This is a genomic window from Caproiciproducens faecalis (assembly GCF_019448085.1).
Lineage (GTDB): Bacteria > Bacillota > Clostridia > Oscillospirales > Acutalibacteraceae > Caproiciproducens > Caproiciproducens faecalis.
On sequence record NZ_JAGFNZ010000002.1, the window covers coordinates 873,857 to 891,603 of the forward strand.

A 17,747-nucleotide genomic window follows, 5' to 3' on the forward strand; every position below is an offset into this window, starting at 1 on the left:
GGTCACCCCACTCTTTCATCCTTCATAATATTACTTATTTATAATATCACAACAAAAGTGCGAATGCAAGGGGGAAAAGTGAATAATACGGCTATTCCTCCATCTGTTTTCCCAAAAAAGATGCCGCGACCTGCGCAAGCTTGGTTTCGCTTTCAGAGGGAACCTCTTCGCCGTCGTTAGAAAGCAAAATCACCGCTCCCGTCACATCACTGGAAGCAATAATGGGATAAACGACCTCCGCCGTTTTGTCCACGCCCTCTACTGGGCGGAACCCGGACTTTCCCTTGCTGACAAAGTTTGTGCGGTTCTGCATGCATTCCTCAAGCTCCGGGGTCACGCGGCGCTCCAGAAATTCTTTGCGCGAAACGCCGGCTGCAGCAACAACATGGTCCCGGTCACAAATGACCGCGGGCAAGTTGATTGCCTTGCTCAGCACATCGGCATACTGCCCGGCAAAAGTGGAAAGTTCGCCAACGGGCGAATACTTCTTAAAGATAACCCCTCCCTGGGTATCGGTAAAAATTTCAAGCGCGTCCCCCTCGCGTATGCGAAGCGTGCGGCGTATCTCCTTCGGGATGACAACGCGGCCTAAATCATCAATTCTTCTGACTATTCCTGTGGCTTTCAATTTTATTACCTCCTGTGCGGTGTTGTCTGTGCTTATTATCCGCAGGAATTTTCGGGCTATGCAGTATTTGACAAGGATGATTCTGGTAAAATTTTTTGTAAGGGAAACCCGAGTTTTTTGTTCTTATCTTTTGGGAAATACGGGAATACTTGAGAGTGCCGAAAAACTTGCGCGATTTTATCGACAGCCTGTACTTGTAAACGGAAAGAAGGCGTACTATAATAAATCATATTAAGTTTTCCCGAATAAATGGAGGTTTTACATTGAAAAAAATTATAAAATTATGCGCCGTGGTTCTTGCCGCCACCGCTGTCTTTGCGCTTGCGGGCTGCTCGGCGCGCACACCGGTTTCGGCGGATGAATTTAAAAAGCAGGCGGAGGCGGCCGGGTTTACGGTAACGGATTCCTCCACCAGCAACGCAAATGTGGAAAAATACCTGAGCGCGATCAAGAATGAGACCGGTACGGAGCTGGCGTTCCTTTCCTTTCCTTCGGAAAGTGATGCTTCGGAGATGTACGCCACCCTCAAGTCAGGCATTACTACCGGAACGGACGGCACCGCAAAGAACATCGACTCTTCCTCCTACAACAAATACACCCTTGTCAACGGCGAACTGAACCACATTCTGGTGCGGATGAACAAAACCATTGTGTACGGCAAGGCGACAAGCGCTTACAAAAGTCAGATCGATGATTTTTTCAATGCGATTAAATATTAACCCACAGACACAGCTGAAGGGCGCGGAAGAAATTCTTCCGTGCCCTTCTTATCATTTAAAACAGCTTTCCTCCGGTGAACCCCGCGAAAGCCATGGACAGAATCCCGATATAGATCAGCGTGGCGGGCAGCCCGCTGAACGCTTTTGGCATGTCCGGGTTTTCGCAGCTCTCCGGCGCGCGGGAAAAGATCATGGCGGCCAAAAAGAACGCCGCCCCTGTCCCAAGGGCAAACCCAACGGCGTTCGGCAGCGTCAGCTTAAAGCTTTTTAAAACATACGGCATGGAAAGCACCACCGTATTAATTGCCGACGGGGACAGAATCTGCCCGTACTTCCGGAAAAACTGAGGAGAAAAGGTTTTCAGCAGAAGCGCCGCCGCAAGGTAGGCTGCCGCGCTGCAAAAAGCCAGCAGCGACGGCCGCAGAACGGTCAGAGTGTCGCTCTGCGCAAGCAGCGGGCTTAAAAAATACGCTGCAACCATGGAAATCAGCGTAAACACCGAAATAAAAAGGGAATACATTCCAAGCATTTTCGGTCTGTGGGCGGCACGGAGCACACGGCTGAACCCGATTCCACCGGCAAACAGGATATTTTCCGAAGTCACCGCCATCAGAGCGGTCAAAAGGATTTGTACGAAGGTATTCATACCCGGGGCACCCTCCTTTTTTCCGCTTTCGTGCTGCGCTTCTGCGTTGCCCATTTTACAAACGCGGCAAAAAAGCCGAGAAGAATAAATCCGAAGAACGGCAGGGAAACACCCGCGTCGGCAGTGCCGTAGACGCCCATGTTCGTGTGCCACAGGCCGCCCTTGAGCCACAGCTCACGGATTGCGGCGCTCAGGCAGATCACGGCGGTAAATCCGACGGAACACCCCAGCGCGTCCGCGGCCACCGCCCATCCGATATGGCTGGGCGCGTAATCATTCGCGCGGGAAAGAATCACGGAATTGCAGATCATCAGTCCGGCAAACATGCCAAGCGCAGTCACCGAACCGGGAATCAGCCTGTCCGTCAGCCAGGCGGCGGGCAGGTACAGGACCGCCGAAGCGGTGAGCACCAGCCCGGGGCGAAGCCACACGGCCATCATTTCCCCAATCAGGCAATACAAAAGCGCCAGCGGCAAAGTCAGGAACAAAAACAGCAGCGAAAGCTCCACCGCGTTCCTCATATTGTAGCCGCCCGCAACCACGGGGTACACCCCGAGCGCGCCGACCAGAACAGGGTTGCGAAAAAACGCCCCGTTCAGAAAGATGGTTCCGGTTTCACGCAGCAGGGTCTTTCTATTCGTCATACAGCTCATCCCCCAGTCTCAGAGTGCCGCAAAGCAGGGAATCAATCTGCGGGGCGGCGGCGTTGGCAATCAGGACGGCAAAAGCGGCACCCTGTTCAAACGCGCCGAAGCGGCGGAACATCATAATCAGGAAACCGGCAAAAGCGCCGTAAAGAATCCGCCCCAGCATCCTGTGCGGCGCGGTTACCGGGTCGGTGACCATGAACACGGAACAGAACAGCAGAGAGCCGGACATCAGCTCGTATTTTACAGAAGTGAGCGGACTGCACGCGATTCTGGGAAAGAACGCTGCAATCAGCGTGGCTGCAAGGAGAAACGAAGCCGTGATTTCCCATCTTGCCGTGCGCTTCAAAAACAAAAACAGGCCGCAGGCAGCAATCACCAGAATCCCCGTTGCTCCCAAAGGTCCGGCAAATACGCCCCAGAGCATGTCAAGCGGGAGAATGTCCGGCTTGAGTCCGTTTTTTAATACGGCGGCGGGGGAATGGGTCAGCACCGCGGTAAAATCCTGATACGGAGGAATGCTCTGACTGACCGCCGGGTCGAAATAGGAAAACATTTCCTTGGGCCAGCAAAGCGCGGCGAAGGCCACCCCCGCCGCCGCCGGGTTAAACGGCGTGTGCCCGATGGAACCGAACGGCATTTTCGCGACCAGAATCGCAAACGCAGCCGCGGCGCAGGGCAGCCACAGGGGCGCGTTGAGCGGCATCAGCATGGCAATGACCATTCCCGTTACCAGGGAAGAGCCGTCGGAAAGGCTGATGCTTCTGGTCTGGATCAGGCTGAACAGAATCTCGCAGACCGCACAGGCCAGCATGGTCACTCCCGCCATTACGAGCGGGCGCACGCCGTAGTGCACCACGGGCAGAACAAGCAGCATGAGCAGCGCAAACAGCACGTCGCGCATCATGGAGGATACGGAGGCTTCGCTTTTTACATAAGGGGCTCTCGCTTCATTCAGTGTCAATCGAAGTCACCGCTTTTCTTATAAGCCGCCGCTTTGGAAATCACGGCGGTCAGGTCGATTCCGGAGGGGCAGGCAACGGCGCAGGCCGAGCAGCCAATGCATTTCTGCACGTTCGGCATTCTGACCGGGTCGGGGCTGGCGCTTTGGATTTCTCTTAAAACCCTCCACGGCACAATGCCGCGCGGACAGGCGCGCTCGCACTTTTCACAGCCGATGCAGGGATACGTCTTGTTTCTGGGCGGTTTTTTCAGCGCGATCACGCAGCGCGTTGCGGCTGTGACCGGCTGGGAAAGGTCGGTCACGGCTTTTCCCGTAACGGAGGAGCCGGTAATGACCACCTTTGTCTTTTCACTCACTTCACAGGCGTCCAAAAGAAACTGCAGCGGCGTGCCGATGCGCACCCGCATGTTCCGCCAGTGCTCCACCCCGTCGCCCGCCACCGTTACCACCGTAAAGTTCTGGGCCTCGCTGTCATCCACGGCGGCGGTCAGCGCCAGCAGCGCCTGTGCGCCGATGTACGCAGCGTTTTTCCCGGAAGCGTACAGCTTTCTCTTCAGCAGCACCCGCGCGGGGTACCGCTCGCCCGCAAGAATCAGGTCGGCCTGCGGGTTGATTTTCCGAATGACGCGCGCCTCTTTTGCGGTAGCCACGGCAATTTTATTCTCTGCCGCACCACAGGCCCGCGCGGCAAGCACCAGCCCGGCAATCATCGCGTGCGTATTTTCCCGCAGCGTTGCCATGGCGCTGGTAGTACAGGGGTCTTCGTCAAAACAGCAGGCCACGATCATGTCCGGTTTCAGCCGGCGCAGCCGCTTCATTTTTTTGTCCAGCGCCACCCCGTCAAACTCATCGACAATTCCGGCCGCTTCGGCGGCGGCGATAATTCCGCCGGCGTCCAGCTTGTCCTTCCGGGGCGGCAGCGGTTTGGGCTCCGCCATGCCCTCCGGTACGGGAAGAATTTTTATTTTATGCCTCAGCGAAGCCGTTTTTTGCTGCTCCAGCTTTACACCGCGCTGCAGGATCATGCCGTCACCCCCGTTTGTTTTATTGTGCGGCCGCCGCTTTCAGGTCTTTGATTGCCTGTGCGGGATCTTCCGCTTTAAAGATGCTTGTCCCGGCTACGGAAACATCCGCGCCCGCCTGTGCGGCCACCCGAATGGTTTCCAAATTGATTCCGCCGTCCACCTGAATCAGCAAATCCGGTTTCCGGGCTTTCAGTACACAGATCTTGTCCATCATGTCTGCCATAAAGCTCTGCCCGCCAAAGCCCGGCTCCACCGTCATGACAAGCACCATGGAAAGCCTGTCCAAAAACGGGAACACCGCTTCCGCCGGGGTGCCCGGTTTTACGGACAGCGCCGGTTTCGCTCCGCCCGCGCGGATGGCTTCCAGTGTTTTTTCCGGGTCGGATTTTGACTCGATGTGAAAAGTAATAATATCCGCTCCGGCGTCTAAAAAATCAGGGACGTACCGGAGCGGTTCATCGATCATCAGATGCACGTCAAAGGGTCTCTTCGTAAATCCGCGCACGGCCTTGACGACCGGTGCGCCGAAAGTCAGGTTCGGCACAAAGTGGCCGTCCATTACATCCAGATGAATCCAGTCCGCGCCGCAAAGGTCCATTCTCCTAACTTCATTTCCAAGCTGTGAAAAGTCCGAAGCAAGCACCGAAGGTGCTATCAGCATATTGATTCCTCCATTGCTTTTTCCTTTATTCTACCCTAAATCAATCGTTTTTTCAACTTTTTCAGAACCGGTTCCCTCAAACTTTATAGCGCCTGCCGGGAACGGATTCCCGGCAGACGATCTATAATGAAGCGGTTTAAATATTTGCCCCGCACTCTATTGTATGCAGAAATCATTATTTTGGCAGTAAAAAAGCTCCGCTCAGGCGAAGCTTTTCGGCTATTTCTTATCTTGTCCGGAGGGCTTGTCCCCCGGGGAATCAACGCTTTTTTTGCTTTCTTTGTAGTAAACCACGCACGCCAGCACCAGCGCCGCCGCGGTAAATCCCCGCAGCACCCAGCCCCAGACCCCGGTAAACGGGTTGGCTGTAAGCGCGGCAGACGCAAACCACCATCCGCCCAGAAGCAGAAAAAACGCGCCCAGCGCATAAAAGACACGGTTTTCCCGGCTCATCCGGAAAATCAGGATCAGGCCGACGACTACCCACATCGCCGCATATACATATGGCAAATGAACCGCTCCCCGTTATTGTGATGTTCCTATATGATAATCGGATTCTGTTCTTCTGTCAACCGCTACGCACAGGTCTTTTCCGCCCCGGGCAGTGGTTCCTGCGCCCTGTGGGGATGTCTGTGAATCCGGCGGCGGCGCACAAGGGCCTCTCGCCTGAGCTGTAAAAAGCAGCAGAATGCCACAACCGCCTGTAAAAAAAACTGAACGGTCTGCACCGGCCAGCTTCCTCCGCCAAAACAAAGGGTAAGAACCCCCATTGCCGCGGTCATTCCCAAAAGCCCGCGCCCCGACTGGGTACGCGTGCGGAATCGTTTCGCCATGATTCCCGCCGCCAGCAGCATGATCGTTCCTGTTAAAACATTCATCGTTTATCCCCCCGACCCAAAATCGTCCATATGTTCTACTTTCTGTTCTTATAATAACACATATGTTCTATTGGTTGCAAGCATTCTTTTTTGAAAATTTTTGCGTGGGGACATCTGTGGGACATCAGAAAAGAGCGGGGTTTCCCCCGCTCCCTGTTTTACAGAACATAAATATTCATATTGCGATTTCCAAAGCTCCGGCACTGCCCAACCGTATCAAAATACAGATCGGCAACAATGCGTCCGCTCATTAAGCCGCCGCCGGTATCCGCCGCAATCGCGTAGCCGTAAACGACCTTGCCGTTCGGCGAGCAGATATAAAGCCTGCTGCCGTAAGGAATCACTTTCGGATTAACCGCGACCAGGCCGAACGCGGCCGCTTTTCCGGTAGACGTGCGGCCGCCGCCGGTATAACCGGTGCATCTTCCGCTGACGCATTTTTTATAGGAAATGGTCTTGCCGTTCTGGTCGGTAACCGTTCCGTTGCCGTTAATCACCGCGGAACCCGCCGCCTTTTTCTTCGTGCCGACTGCCGTCACCTGATCTACCGGCTGCTCCAGCACGGTGGCGCTCAACACTTCGCTTGCGGCGACCTTTCCTTCAATCAGCTTCTGGCGGGTCACAACGGACTGGCTGCCATTTTTACCGGAAGTCTTGATCTTGGTCTGACCCTTGTAAAGACTGGCGCTGCTTTCGTTTTTGTTCTGATACGCAACCGGCTGAATGCTGGTTACTTCTTTGTAAGTGACCCTGGAGACATTGATCTTCATTCCCTCGCTGACCGCCGCATCCTTCTGCACATTCACCAGATCGTCCGCGCCGAGCGCGACACCGGCCTCATCCAGTGCTTGAGCAACCGTGCCATCGCTGACGAGGGCCGATTTTGTCTGACCGTCCGCCGTAATGCTGACGGTAAATCTTCTCTTTACCTGAATGTCTGTTCCCTGAACAAGCTTTTCAGCGGGCTGGGGGGTCACCAAATCGTTGGCTTCCAGCTTTACCGCCGCCAGAGACAGTGCCTGCGCCACCGTATCGCCGTAATGCAGCGTAACGGTTTTTACCTGACCGTCCGTGTGGACATTCGTTTGAACCGCGCTTTTGACGGTAATGCGGATTTCTCCGCCCGGGGTCTGTTCCGGGCTGCGTTCAACAAGATCATCCGCGCCGAGCTTAATCTCTGCCGCGGCAAGAATCTCATCGGTTCCGTCGCTGTACAGCTGTACGGTTCTTTTCTCTCCGTTATAATCGATTACCGCGTTGTACGTTGCCGCCGCCACGGTAATGACGGAGCTGACTGTAATTATAATCATGATTGCCAGCGCAACCACTCTTTTCGTTGCATTTTGCAGACAGACCATATTTCGTGTAAAAAATTGCATTTGTTCACCCTTTTCCCTGCTTCGGCACAGGAAATATGGGCTTTCCCCACCACCTTGCCGAGCGTCAGTTTTTAGAGCATATATCAATGGCGTAATTATATTCACCTAATGCATAATTGTCAAATTAATAATTACTTCAATTTTATTCAAATTGCACAAACGCATTGATGAGAATATTCTGAAATTCTGCCTTTATTTTCCATAACGGCACAAATATTCCTTTTCTTACGCTTCGTCAGAAACTCTTTTCTGTGCAAAATGCAAGAAAATCAAAGTTACAAACTTGTTACAAATATTACAGCGTTGTTTACACTGTAAATTATTGGGTAATTTGGGCGGATTTAGACCCGTATTCCCGGCCTGTCGTTTAAAAATATCCGCTGTACGCCTGATTTTTTAGCTATTATACACAAGCGTTCAGGAGCTGTCGTTTTTGCTGAAAAACCGCTTTTCTCTCCGGCGGAGCACCGGGCCCAAAATACCGATTTTCGGTATTTTTCGAAGCGTCGATCCGGCCCCGGAAAGCACAATGAAACCACACTATATATAGTATATAAGAGCTGTCCAAAATTGGTACGAACTCCCCCGAAAAAATGCTATATATAATGAAAAAGGACTTTGGTCGTCCAAAGTCCTTTTTATCGTACAATCAATCCAAGGTATCGGGAAAGGTCACAGGCCTGTACCGCTGTCACAATCGCCCCCTGAAGCTCGGCCCCCGAAAGCAGGATTCCCCCGATTTCACAGGTGGTAAAATCAATGCTCTTGAGCGGCGCGTGAAAAAATTCCGCACAAGTCAAATCGCATTTTTGAAACACAACCGATTGGAACCCGCACTGCTGAAAGCTTCCGTTGGAAAAATCGCTGTCCGCAAACCGGCAGGCCTTCATTCTCGCCGAAGATAGATTGCCATAGGCTGCGTTGCAGTTTTGCATAACCACACTTTCAAAAACCGCTTCCGAAAAATCGGCGCCCAGCATTTTGCAGCTTTCAAACCGCACCCTGCGTAACAGGCATTTGCTGAAATCGGCATTGGACAGGTCGCATCCGCTGAAAACAACATCCGCAAGATACCGGTTTGTGAACGTGACCTCCGCCAGTCGGCCGCTTTCAAAAACGCAGTCCAGAATGTCCGCTTCGCAGACTACAGCCGCATCCAACGCCGTATTGCAAAAGCGGCGGCCTTTCACATCCCGTTCTTCCTCCTGTGCCCGCCGGAGCGCCTGCGCAAAGCTTTCGTCCTCTTCCAGTTGTTCCGATATTTTGGGTTCTTCCGTTTTCATTATTTCATATCCTTTGTTTTTGTGAATTTTCAGCTTGCGGGATATTCATTTGCTCCGTTCCCCAGGCGGCCAGCTCGTTCAACGCCGGCATCAGGCTTTCTCCCGACCGGCTCAGGGAATATTCCACATGCGGCGGTATTTCCATGTACTGAACCCGTCGTACCAGCCCGTTTTCTTCCAGCTCCTTCAGGGACTGCGACAGCATCATGTTCGTGATTCCACAGACGCACCGCTTCAGTTCATTGTACCTTAAAACGCCCTTGCAGCTGAGCGCCCACAAAATCGGAAGCTTCCATTTTCCGCCAATCAGCCGCAGGGCATATGTGACCGGGCATTTCCCGATCTCTTCTTCCCGTTCTGCTGCATTTTCCCCTATACTCATAAAATCCTTCCTTAGTCATAAAAATCTGCATACTTGTATTTTTCATTCCTTATTTTATAATAATATCATAAACAAACACGAAGGAGCAATGATGATGGAGGAAGTTCTTCAATTTTTAACGGAAAATCCGACCTTTTACCTTGCCACAGTCGAGGGCAATATCCCGAAAGTACGCCCGTTCGGCTTTGTAATGAATTACGAAGGAAAACTTTGCTTTTGCACCAATAACCGCAAAAACGTTTACCGGCAGATGCAGGCAAACCCCAATGTTGAAATCTGCACGACAAATAAAAAGAACGAATGGCTGCGCCTGAGAGGCAAGGCGGTTTTCTGCACCAGCAAAGAGAGCAAAGAGGCCGCTTTAAAGGCTGCGCCCTACCTTTCCGGCATGTATCAGGCGGACGATGATCTTTTCGAGATCTTCGCGGTGGAGGAAGCGGAAGCAACCTTCAGCAATATGAAGGGCGAGTCCAGAACGGTTCGGTTCTGACTTTAGAAATTGACAAAATAGAGCCCCTGCAGGTAAGACCTGCAGGGGCTTTTTGTTCCAAAGTCCTTTTATCTGTCATGGAATAATACTGTCAAATATCCGTTCTGGTAATCATAATCTACCTGTGCACCGTCTTTATAAGTAAAGGTTCCTGTATTTCCGTTTGGATTGGAATCAGCAAATCCATAGTTAGCGGAGGGCACAGTGACGTGGGTTGTCTTAAAGTCATCGTAATATGCCCATAAGGATTCCCCCGCGTCGTGCCCAAGGAAATAGACAAACACAGACAGTACGGAATTCAACGCCCACGGATAGCTTTCGGATTTGCTCCTGCGCCAATCTCTGATAATTAATCCATATTTTCCGTTTTGCTCCGTATAGGTAACAACCGGGGTGTAAAATTGAGAATCCCCGTGCTGAAAATTATTATTTACAAAGTCTGCCACATGCGTGTTGGACAGAAAAGCGTCCGCGTGCTCTTCAAAGGTTCGCGAGCGGTCATACGGTACCACTACCGGTTCCAAAACTCCCGTTTTAACAATTGCAATCGGATCAGCCTGCTCACAATCTATTATTCCGTAAAGCCCCCATTTTTCTCCGGCTTTTAGCTGCTCCGGCGGCGTAGTCCCAATTGTGATAATGTTGTTTACTATCGGCTTTTGACCCGGCAGCGTTTCATAAAGACCAGTTGCCTGCCCTATTTTCCCAACCGCTTTCACTTGCACATAGTAGTCTGTGCCATTTTCGATTTTCACTTTTTTAACAGAGGAAATCTGTATAACACTTCCGTCCCCAACCGTAAATATGGGGATGAAATTGCCATATGCAGAAAACCTATAGGTATAGGACTTCTGTGGCTGCAGATAAATAGGCGCACTGGTATCACATTGTAATACAGTTTCTGCAAAAGCCTTTGTTATCGGGAGGAATTCCGCAGTGATCGCAAATACTAAAAAAATTGCCAAAAATTTTATCGCTTTTTTCAAACCGGTCGCTTTCTTTCTGTAAAATTTCTTTGATTCCTCTTCAACTTAAATTTCTCAGATAAAATCACTTTTATTTTATTTTTCCTCATTATACGACACTGTAAACACCCTGTCAATGTCTTTCCTTCTATCATCCAATTTACGAGGTTGTCATTGTGATTTCGCTTGCACGTCGATTATCTTTCCATTTCTGCCCGCACAATTCTTAGAACTCCCCTATATACGAGTCCACCTTAATTTACCGATTTCTTAGCAAGACCTTTCATAAAACAAAAAACCGCACGGAGAAAACTCCGTGCGGATATATGCGGATAAGATCAAAAAAATTATCTCTTTGAGAACTGCGGTGCGCGACGGGCGGCTTTGAGGCCGTACTTCTTACGTTCCTTCATTCTCGGGTCACGGGTAAGGAACCCGGCCTTCTTCAGAGTAGAACGCAGATTTTCGGAATCATACTGGAGCAACGCTCTGGCAATTCCGTGGCGGATTGCACCGGCCTGACCGGTTACGCCGCCGCCGGCTACGCGGCAAACAACGTCAAATTTCTCATTTGTATTGGTCAGAACCAACGGCTGACGGACAATCAGCTTGAGGGTATCAAGGCCGAAATAATCGTCAATATCTCTGTCGTTAATGGTAACTTTACCGGTACCCTGGTACACTCTTACACGGGCAACGGAGCTTTTTCTTCTGCCGGTTCCATAAAAATATGGTGCTTTCTCGTACATATTAATCCTCCTCCCTTACAGTTCCCAGGCCTGCGGCTGCTGAGCGGCGTGAATGTGTTCCGCGCCCTCGAACAGACGAAGTCTGCCCATGGCGGCACGGCCGATCGTGGTGCTGGGGATCATGCCCTTCACGGCAAGCTCCATGGCTTTGCAGGGCTTCTCATTCATAAGGGTGTCGTATCTGACAGCCTTTAAGTGTCCGATATAACCGGTATGATGGTAGTAATATTTCTTTTCCAGTTTCTTTCCTGTGAGCACAGCATCTTTGCAGTTGATGATGATGACGTGGTCGCCGCAGTCAACGTGCGGAGCAAAAGTGACTTTGTGTTTTCCGCGGAGCAGAACGGCTGCCTGCTCGGCAACGCGGCCCAGCGGTTTGCCTGCTGCATCGAGCACATACCACTTGCGCTCTACTTCGCCGGCTTTTGGCATATAGGTGGACATAGCTTATACCTCCTGAATTTTTGTTTGTAAATATTACAAAACCCCGCCCTTTTGGCAGGGCTGCCTTTTTGAAAAAAGCGCGCCGCAAAACGGCGCAAAGGAATTGCATGTATGATACTACCACATGGAAGCCGCTGTGTCAAGGGTAAAGTGCGATTATTTTAATTTAGTTGATAGTTTACTCCTGTTTTCACCTGTTTTTAGCCTGTTTCTCGTTGTCGCTTCTCCGTCATTTCATTTTTTATCGTGTTTTCTTTTAATTGTCAACCTAAATTTATTCTGTAGGGTTGACAATTGTAAAAATTTTGCCTATACTGAACGTATTATTTATCATACAGGAGATGCCTATGAAAACGAAACAGCTGACCTTGACCGCTCTGTTCACCGCGCTGACCATTGTATTTGCGCAGCTGATTCTTCCGCTGTCGTTCACCCCGGTTCCACTGTCGCTTTCTCTTTTGCCGGTTTATCTTTCCGGCGCGATCCTGCCGAAACGCCATGCCGTGTATTCCCAACTGGTCTACCTTTTGATCGGCGCAGCGGGCCTGCCGGTTTTTGCCGGGTTCAGGGGCGGACCCGGAGTCCTTTTCGGGCCGACCGGCGGGTTCCTCATCGCTTACCCCATGATGGCCTTTCTGACCGCATGGGTTTTAGAGATTTTGCAAAAGAAGACGCTTCTCAGCTGCATTCCCGCCATGCTTGCCGCCCTTACTGCGTGTTACCTGTGCGGCTCTGTCTTTTATATGTTTGTAGGGCATGTCAGCTGGCTGAAATCCCTTTCCGTCACGGTTTTCCCCTTTATTGCCTTTGATCTGATGAAAGTCGCCGCCTCCGTTTTGCTTGCTCCGGCAATCAACAAAGCGTTAATCAAATCAAGACTAATACAAAACGTATAATAATTTCCCCGCCTCTCCCCCGTCCATGAAGACCGCCCCGGCATCTCATCGCATAGGGATACTTTGGGGATACCGGGGGTACAGAGAATTTTGTATTCCCGACATCGTCTAGAACGACGAAATCAGCGATCGATTCATCATTTTGCTTGTAGTCGAGTCCGCCGTAGGCGCATCCCGGACTGGCAGGTCCTTTCGGACAAGACCGAAAGTAGGGGCCGCCCGGCCTGAGGGCGAACCCTATATAACAGAAAAAAACGGCTGAAAAATCAGCCGCTTTTTTTATGCCATTTCTCTGCCCACGACCTGTGCGAGCGCGCCAACTTTTTGAAATAATGTGCCGTAAGCCTCCGGGGTAAGCTGCTGTGCAGCGTCGCTCATTGCGACCTTCGGATTGGGGTGCACTTCAATAATCAGACCGTCTGCGCCCGCGGCAACGGCCGCCAGCGACAGAGAAGCAATGTACCTCGATTTCCCCGCCGCGTGGGACGGGTCAATGATAATCGGCAGGCTGCTGCGCTCCTTGACCACCGGCACGGCGGACACGTCCAGCGTGTTGCGCGTTGCGGTTTCAAAGGTGCGGATGCCGCGCTCACACAGCACAACATTGTAGTTTCCTTCGCTCATAATGTACTCCGCCGCGTCCAGCCATTCCTCCACCGTAGAGGAAATCCCCCGCTTGAGCAGCACGGGAATTTTCGCGCGGCCTACTTCGCGCAGCAGGCGGAAGTTTTGCATGTTCCGCGCACCGATCTGCAGCATATCGCAGTACTTGCCCGCAATATCGATCTGGTCGTGCGCCACGACCTCACTGACCACCTTCAGCCCGCAGGCATCCGCGGCTTTTCTCATCAGCTTCAGTCCTTCTTCTTCCATTCCCTGAAACGAGTACGGCGAAGTTCTGGGCTTGTAAGCACCACCGCGCAAAAAACGTGCGCCAGCCGCCTTTACACCCTCCGCCGCCTGCATAATCTGGTCTTCACTTTCCACCGCGCAGGGACCGGCCATCATCACCAGTTTTTTTCTGCCGATGACTTCCTCCCCTACCCGCACCACACGTCCGTCCGGGCACATCTCCCTGCTGGCCAGTTTGTAGGAGTGCATGATGGGAACGCACTTCTCTACGCCCTCCATCAGTTCAAAGTCAAAGCCGCCCAGCTTTGCCTTGTCCCCCAGTACGCCCACGATCGTCGCCTGGGAGCCGGTGGAAAGGTTCGCGCCCAGCCCATGTTCCTTCAGAGCCTCTATGACTTTGTCCACATCCTGCTTTGTGGAACCGTTTTTCATTACAATAATCATAATTTCATACCCTTTTTCGCATTATTAGCAAGTTACAGACCATCGGTTTTTCCGCTGTTTCTTATTTGCTGAAATCAATCAGAAAACCTCCGGCATTCACTTTCGTAACTTTATGCTTTAAACTGCTAAACTTATTATACCGATTCTTGCGAAAAATTGCAAGCACAGAATCCTCCGGGTATAAAAAAACAGCCACCCTATTGGGTGACTGCCTTATAATGTTGGCACCTTCCTATTGTCCCGGGCCGTTGCCAGCCAAGTATCTTCGGCACCAGTGAGCTTAACTTCCGTGTTCGGGATGGGAACGGGTGGACCCTCACCGTCATCAGCACCAACTTTTATCTGTTCTCGTGACGACTTGATAATAATACCACCTTCTCCGACAGAATGCAAGCGTTTTTTAAAAAAATTTTAATTTTTTATTACCTTGAAGTTAACTCCATTCTATTTTAGACGTTTTTTCAGTCTTTTATGCACCCAAAACGCGATTTTAATGACTTTTCGGAATTTAACTGTTCATTTCAGCGGAACTCAGCACATTGCGGCAGGCGGCAAAAACACCGACAGAAACCAAAATATTACTGATAATAACCGGAATGCCCAGAAAAACCGGCGGAAGATCCTTTACAAGCAGATACACAGCCAAGCTTAATCCCGCCGCGGGCAGCAGCAGAATCAGCAGGATTATCATATAGGCGAACATCAGTAACCCCTTGTTGACCAGCTGACCGAACATCCGCTGGGAAAGGACATTCCCCGCCGTGTAAATGCATCCCATTGAAATATAAATAAACATGCAGATCACAGCTATCGCCGGGCCCGTGCGCAGCATTACGCCCAGAACGGCAAAGACCAGCACGCCGTCCACCACCGGCGTCAGCAGCGTTGTCAGAGTAGCCCAGAAGAGCTTTGCGAAAGGCTTTTCCGGTACCAGATAAATATACGGCTTCATCAGCTCCAGCGTCCAGTCGCCCGCGACGTTGAAGAAGAACTGAAGATAGCAGCTTGTGCTGAGTGCAATGACCATCATCATGCTGGCGGGCATTCCATCGCCCCCACTCGAGCCAAGCTTCTGCAAAACGAGCGCCAAGAGCACATTGATTCCCACTAAAACAAAGCTGGAGGTACGCAGGAACGGAATACGGTTTCTGCGTTTCATTTCACGAATATGCTTAAAGAAGAACACGCTCGCGCCCCAGCCGTGCCAGATACCGGTATCCGTCACTTTGCGGAGTTTCGTTTCCTTCACGCGAACACCGCTGGTCTTTCCGTTTTTGACTGACTGTTTCAGTTCAAACGTTGTTTCGGTCGACTGCAGCACATCTTCGTAGTAATCCGCATTGCTGTTGGCAAACAGCAGAATGCTTCCCGCCACTGTGAGCGCGTTGATTGCCGCAAACAACGCGGTTCGCGCAGCATCCGCGTTGATGACCGCAAACGCCAGGCCCTTGATCCACCCGACAACGGGAGCGAATTCCAGGTACGGAGATGCGAGCGCCGCGTACAGCGCCTGCTGATTTGCCCCGTGGAACCAGAAGTTGCTCATTACAAAAGCCACGATCATCCCGGTTTCCGCGTATAACACGGTTCTAATCCACTCTGCGCGTTCCGGGCGGCCGTTTGAGTAGCTGTAAACCAGAAGGGTAATCATCTGAACGGTGAACACCGTCAGCGCAATTCCGCCCACCAGCGCCAGTACCTGCCAGACGGTAACTCCAAACAGGTTGATTGCCATTCCGGCGTAAAACAGCAGAAATACCATCATCAGCAGCGTGGAAGCCATTTGCTTCACTAAGCCGTAGGCAAGGATTTTTTTAGGGGAAATCGGCGAAACAAACAGGAAATTTACATCGGACATTCTAAAGAAGGTCGCGCCGCTTTTCAGACCGCTCAACACGCTGGGTACAGTAATAAACAGCAGAATGGCAAAATAGACCCCGTGCAGGATTCCCACATCCAAATAACTGCCGGGAGCCCGAACTTCCTTCTGTGAGCCGTCAATTAATGAAATCCCCAGAATAACCGCCAAAAACAGGTAGAGAACCAGTTTGGCCGGGTGATGCAGCAGGTCGATCACGCCGTTTTTAATTTCCTTCCGGGTTAAGTACAGGATTGCTCTCATAGCACAGCCCCGCCTGTCTGAGTGCCTTCCGTAATCTCGAAAAACAGCTGCTCCAAATCTTCGCCGGTGCTTTCAATTTCCGCCCTGGTGCGTACCGCGGCAATTTGACCATTCATCATAATCAGCGCCTTGTCCCAGAATTCGCGTACGCTGTCCAGCATATGCGTACTGACCAGAATGGCGCATCCTTTTTCGCGCAGCTCTATTAAGATGGTCTTCAGCTCCTTAATGGCGTGCGGATCCAGACCGATTAACGGCTCGTCCATCAAGATGACCCGCGGCTCGGGCAGCAGCGCGCAACAGATGCTGAGTTTTTGCTGCATTCCTTTACTGAGTTCTTTGCCCAGCTTTTTGCGCTTATCGTCCAGCTCCATGCGCTCCAGCAAATCTCTGGCTTTGTCCTTCCAGTTCTCCACCTTATACGCCCGTGCAATAAATTCAAGATGCTCATACACAGTCAGCGTTTCGATCGGCGCCGGTATTTCCGGAATATAGCCGAAGCTGCGCTTTGCTTCCAAGGTTTTGTTCGGGTGTCCGCACACAGCGATGTTCCCGTTAAAGCGCAGCAGCCCCGCAATGCACTTGATTGCGGTTGATTTTCCCGCGCCGTTGGGGCCGATCAGCACCGCGATTTCACCCGGCTCCACCCGGAAATTCAAATGATCGTTGGCCAATGTATTTCTGTATTTTTTCGTTAGATCCAAAACTTCAAGCATGAATATCCTCCAAGCTTCTATTCACCATTTAATAGATTCTTTAATAATAAATTCCATGACTTCTGACAGAGACGCTTGCAATAAAACCGACAAAACAAACCACTGCGGCAAGAACGGTAATCCCGATCAGGACGATGCCGATGGTTAAAAACAGCCTTGCGCGGCGGGCCTGCTGCGCCGCCAGCGGATTAATGTTCTGGGCGGGCGCCTGTGTCGGCGCTCCGCACCGCGGGCACGCGGCGTCATATAGATAATGTTTAAAGCCGCAGTTTGGGCACAGAAGATAATTTCCCGACGAATTTCGGATACAAAGATATATAATGCCCGGAATTATCCCTAAAAACCCGACTAAAAGGCCCCACATCGTCGCGTCAGGGTTTGATTTTGAAGAAGCGTCATGATAAGCCGCCAAACCAAAAAGCACGCGTACGGCAAGCATAACCAGACTGACTATCATCATTAAAAAAACAATGCCTATTCGAGCAGATACCATTGCTGTCCCTCCGTGCGTAAAAAACATTTTTTTCCTTCCCTTCGTCTGTATTAAGAAGTTAATACAATAGTACAAGAATATGAACGAAAAGTCAACCCCGCACATCCACGGATATGATAATCAGCCGCGAATTAGAATGAAAATAAAAAATTAAATGCAAAAAAAGGCCCATCCAAAGGATAGGCCTTATATTTATACACTCAAAACTGGACTTAGCAGTCGGCACGCGCCTCCGGCGACAAACCAGACAGCAAAGTGCTTTCGCCATTCACAATTTTTCAATTACAATTTTTGTACACTGAAAACTGAATAAAGGGAAGGAAGCAGAGCGAAAAATGAGGGTTGCCAAGAAAAATATGGTCAA

The 17,747-nt window shown here is 51.1% G+C and carries 21 protein-coding genes and 1 rRNA gene; 3 read left to right on the forward strand and 19 right to left on the reverse strand.

Translation table 11 applies throughout. The annotated features are described in order from the left end of the window. Positions 1 to 91: 91 nt before the first annotated feature. Positions 92 to 628: a stage V sporulation T C-terminal domain-containing protein gene (locus J5W02_RS08590; RefSeq protein ID WP_255575633.1), complete on the reverse strand. Its 537-nt coding sequence runs from the start codon at positions 626 to 628 to the stop codon at positions 92 to 94. Positions 629 to 891: 263 nt separating this feature from the next. Between J5W02_RS08590 and J5W02_RS08595 the strand changes: the two genes are divergently transcribed. Continuing rightward, positions 892 to 1,347, forward strand: a complete 456-nt coding sequence (locus tag J5W02_RS08595) for a hypothetical protein (protein WP_219965246.1) — start codon at positions 892 to 894, stop codon at positions 1,345 to 1,347. A 55-nt stretch (positions 1,348 to 1,402) separates the two neighbouring features. On the opposite strand, the gene J5W02_RS08600 is transcribed toward J5W02_RS08595, so the two are convergent. The 10 genes from J5W02_RS08600 to J5W02_RS08645 form a co-directional block, all read right to left on the reverse strand. Next, complete coding sequence (locus J5W02_RS08600) at positions 1,403 to 1,993, reverse strand: Rnf-Nqr domain containing protein (protein WP_219965247.1); 591 nt, start codon at positions 1,991 to 1,993, stop codon at positions 1,403 to 1,405. After that, positions 1,990 to 2,637 carry an Rnf-Nqr domain containing protein gene (locus tag J5W02_RS08605; RefSeq protein WP_219965248.1) on the reverse strand — a complete coding sequence of 216 codons (648 nt, stop codon included), beginning with the start codon at positions 2,635 to 2,637 and terminating at the stop codon, positions 1,990 to 1,992. Before J5W02_RS08605 ends, J5W02_RS08600 begins: the two co-directional genes overlap by 4 nt. Next, positions 2,627 to 3,604 carry an RnfABCDGE type electron transport complex subunit D gene (locus tag J5W02_RS08610; RefSeq protein WP_255575635.1) on the reverse strand — a complete coding sequence of 326 codons (978 nt, stop codon included), beginning with the start codon at positions 3,602 to 3,604 and terminating at the stop codon, positions 2,627 to 2,629. The genes J5W02_RS08605 and J5W02_RS08610 overlap by 11 nt, the downstream gene beginning before the upstream one ends. After that, positions 3,601 to 4,629: a 4Fe-4S dicluster domain-containing protein gene (locus J5W02_RS08615; RefSeq protein WP_219965249.1), complete on the reverse strand. Its 1,029-nt coding sequence runs from the start codon at positions 4,627 to 4,629 to the stop codon at positions 3,601 to 3,603. Before J5W02_RS08615 ends, J5W02_RS08610 begins: the two co-directional genes overlap by 4 nt. 19 nt (positions 4,630 to 4,648) lie before the next feature. Continuing rightward, positions 4,649 to 5,290 carry a ribulose-phosphate 3-epimerase gene (gene rpe, locus J5W02_RS08620; protein ID WP_219965250.1) on the reverse strand — a complete coding sequence of 214 codons (642 nt, stop codon included), beginning with the start codon at positions 5,288 to 5,290 and terminating at the stop codon, positions 4,649 to 4,651. A gap of 219 nt (positions 5,291 to 5,509) precedes the next feature. Next, a complete protein-coding gene (locus J5W02_RS08625) occupies positions 5,510 to 5,800 on the reverse strand; it encodes a hypothetical protein (protein WP_219965251.1) in 291 nt (96 codons plus the stop codon). A 65-nt stretch (positions 5,801 to 5,865) separates the two neighbouring features. Next, a complete protein-coding gene (locus tag J5W02_RS08630; RefSeq protein WP_219965252.1) occupies positions 5,866 to 6,168 on the reverse strand; it encodes a hypothetical protein in 303 nt (100 codons plus the stop codon). Positions 6,169 to 6,326: 158 nt separating this feature from the next. Beyond that, positions 6,327 to 7,547 carry a 3D domain-containing protein gene (locus tag J5W02_RS08635; protein ID WP_219965253.1) on the reverse strand — a complete coding sequence of 407 codons (1,221 nt, stop codon included), beginning with the start codon at positions 7,545 to 7,547 and terminating at the stop codon, positions 6,327 to 6,329. Positions 7,548 to 8,185: 638 nt separating this feature from the next. Continuing rightward, positions 8,186 to 8,830, reverse strand: coding sequence for a pentapeptide repeat-containing protein (locus J5W02_RS08640; RefSeq protein ID WP_219965254.1), 645 nt, complete (start codon positions 8,828 to 8,830; stop codon positions 8,186 to 8,188). A gap of 4 nt (positions 8,831 to 8,834) precedes the next feature. Beyond that, the gene (locus tag J5W02_RS08645; protein ID WP_219965255.1) at positions 8,835 to 9,212 is read right to left on the reverse strand and encodes a winged helix-turn-helix transcriptional regulator; all 378 of its coding nucleotides are present in this window, start codon (positions 9,210 to 9,212) and stop codon (positions 8,835 to 8,837) included. Positions 9,213 to 9,300: 88 nt separating this feature from the next. On the opposite strand from J5W02_RS08645, the gene J5W02_RS08650 reads away from it, so the two are divergent. Beyond that, a complete protein-coding gene (locus tag J5W02_RS08650) occupies positions 9,301 to 9,702 on the forward strand; it encodes a pyridoxamine 5'-phosphate oxidase family protein (RefSeq protein WP_330659710.1) in 402 nt (133 codons plus the stop codon). 68 nt (positions 9,703 to 9,770) lie between these two features. On the opposite strand, the gene J5W02_RS08655 is transcribed toward J5W02_RS08650, so the two are convergent. From J5W02_RS08655 to rplM, 3 genes are all read right to left on the reverse strand, one after another. Beyond that, positions 9,771 to 10,457, reverse strand: a complete 687-nt coding sequence (locus J5W02_RS08655; RefSeq protein WP_219965256.1) for a hypothetical protein — start codon at positions 10,455 to 10,457, stop codon at positions 9,771 to 9,773. A gap of 557 nt (positions 10,458 to 11,014) precedes the next feature. Next, complete coding sequence (rpsI, locus tag J5W02_RS08660) at positions 11,015 to 11,416, reverse strand: 30S ribosomal protein S9 (RefSeq protein ID WP_219965257.1); 402 nt, start codon at positions 11,414 to 11,416, stop codon at positions 11,015 to 11,017. A 15-nt stretch (positions 11,417 to 11,431) separates the two neighbouring features. After that, entirely contained in the window at positions 11,432 to 11,860 is a 429-nt protein-coding gene (gene rplM / locus J5W02_RS08665) for a 50S ribosomal protein L13 (RefSeq protein ID WP_219965258.1), read from the reverse strand. A 347-nt stretch (positions 11,861 to 12,207) separates the two neighbouring features. On the opposite strand from rplM, the gene J5W02_RS08670 reads away from it, so the two are divergent. After that, on the forward strand, positions 12,208 to 12,756 hold the full coding sequence (locus J5W02_RS08670) for a biotin transporter BioY (protein ID WP_219965259.1): 549 nt from the start codon (positions 12,208 to 12,210) through the stop codon (positions 12,754 to 12,756). Between the two features lie 279 nt (positions 12,757 to 13,035). Here the strand turns inward: J5W02_RS08670 and aroF are convergent, their stop codons facing one another. The 5 genes from aroF to J5W02_RS08695 form a co-directional block, all read right to left on the reverse strand. Next, complete coding sequence (gene aroF / locus J5W02_RS08675) at positions 13,036 to 14,052, reverse strand: 3-deoxy-7-phosphoheptulonate synthase (RefSeq protein WP_219965260.1); 1,017 nt, start codon at positions 14,050 to 14,052, stop codon at positions 13,036 to 13,038. Positions 14,053 to 14,271: 219 nt separating this feature from the next. Next, a 5S ribosomal RNA gene (rrf, locus tag J5W02_RS08680) occupies positions 14,272 to 14,388 on the reverse strand. 172 nt (positions 14,389 to 14,560) lie between these two features. After that, positions 14,561 to 16,174: a putative ABC exporter domain-containing protein gene (locus tag J5W02_RS08685; RefSeq protein ID WP_219965261.1), complete on the reverse strand. Its 1,614-nt coding sequence runs from the start codon at positions 16,172 to 16,174 to the stop codon at positions 14,561 to 14,563. Continuing rightward, positions 16,171 to 16,890, reverse strand: a complete 720-nt coding sequence (locus J5W02_RS08690) for an ABC transporter ATP-binding protein (RefSeq protein WP_219965262.1) — start codon at positions 16,888 to 16,890, stop codon at positions 16,171 to 16,173. The genes J5W02_RS08685 and J5W02_RS08690 overlap by 4 nt, the downstream gene beginning before the upstream one ends. A 40-nt stretch (positions 16,891 to 16,930) precedes the next feature. Continuing rightward, a complete protein-coding gene (locus J5W02_RS08695) occupies positions 16,931 to 17,350 on the reverse strand; it encodes a glycyl radical enzyme family protein (protein ID WP_219965263.1) in 420 nt (139 codons plus the stop codon). Positions 17,351 to 17,747 lie beyond the last annotated feature (397 nt).

Excerpts from the sequence above, each read along its gene's own strand:
- J5W02_RS08600 (WP_219965247.1), bottom strand. The coding sequence starts at position 1,993 with ATGAATACCTTCGTACAAATCCTTTTGACCGCTCTGATGGCGGTGACT.
- J5W02_RS08605 (WP_219965248.1), bottom strand. The coding sequence starts at position 2,637 with ATGACGAATAGAAAGACCCTGCTGCGTGAAACCGGAACCATCTTTCTG.
- J5W02_RS08615 (WP_219965249.1), bottom strand. The coding sequence starts at position 4,629 with ATGATCCTGCAGCGCGGTGTAAAGCTGGAGCAGCAAAAAACGGCTTCG.
- rpe (WP_219965250.1), bottom strand. The coding sequence starts at position 5,290 with ATGCTGATAGCACCTTCGGTGCTTGCTTCGGACTTTTCACAGCTTGGA.
- J5W02_RS08630 (WP_219965252.1), bottom strand. The coding sequence starts at position 6,168 with ATGAATGTTTTAACAGGAACGATCATGCTGCTGGCGGCGGGAATCATG.
- J5W02_RS08635 (WP_219965253.1), bottom strand. The coding sequence starts at position 7,547 with ATGCAATTTTTTACACGAAATATGGTCTGTCTGCAAAATGCAACGAAA.
- J5W02_RS08640 (WP_219965254.1), bottom strand. The coding sequence starts at position 8,830 with ATGAAAACGGAAGAACCCAAAATATCGGAACAACTGGAAGAGGACGAA.
- J5W02_RS08645 (WP_219965255.1), bottom strand. The coding sequence starts at position 9,212 with ATGAGTATAGGGGAAAATGCAGCAGAACGGGAAGAAGAGATCGGGAAA.
- J5W02_RS08650 (WP_330659710.1), top strand. The coding sequence starts at position 9,301 with ATGATGATGGAGGAAGTTCTTCAATTTTTAACGGAAAATCCGACCTTT.
- rpsI (WP_219965257.1), bottom strand. The coding sequence starts at position 11,416 with ATGTACGAGAAAGCACCATATTTTTATGGAACCGGCAGAAGAAAAAGC.
- rplM (WP_219965258.1), bottom strand. The coding sequence starts at position 11,860 with ATGTCCACCTATATGCCAAAAGCCGGCGAAGTAGAGCGCAAGTGGTAT.
- J5W02_RS08670 (WP_219965259.1), top strand. The coding sequence starts at position 12,208 with ATGAAAACGAAACAGCTGACCTTGACCGCTCTGTTCACCGCGCTGACC.
- aroF (WP_219965260.1), bottom strand. The coding sequence starts at position 14,052 with ATGATTATTGTAATGAAAAACGGTTCCACAAAGCAGGATGTGGACAAA.
- J5W02_RS08685 (WP_219965261.1), bottom strand. The coding sequence starts at position 16,174 with ATGAGAGCAATCCTGTACTTAACCCGGAAGGAAATTAAAAACGGCGTG.
- J5W02_RS08690 (WP_219965262.1), bottom strand. The coding sequence starts at position 16,890 with ATGCTTGAAGTTTTGGATCTAACGAAAAAATACAGAAATACATTGGCC.
- J5W02_RS08695 (WP_219965263.1), bottom strand. The coding sequence starts at position 17,350 with ATGATGATAGTCAGTCTGGTTATGCTTGCCGTACGCGTGCTTTTTGGT.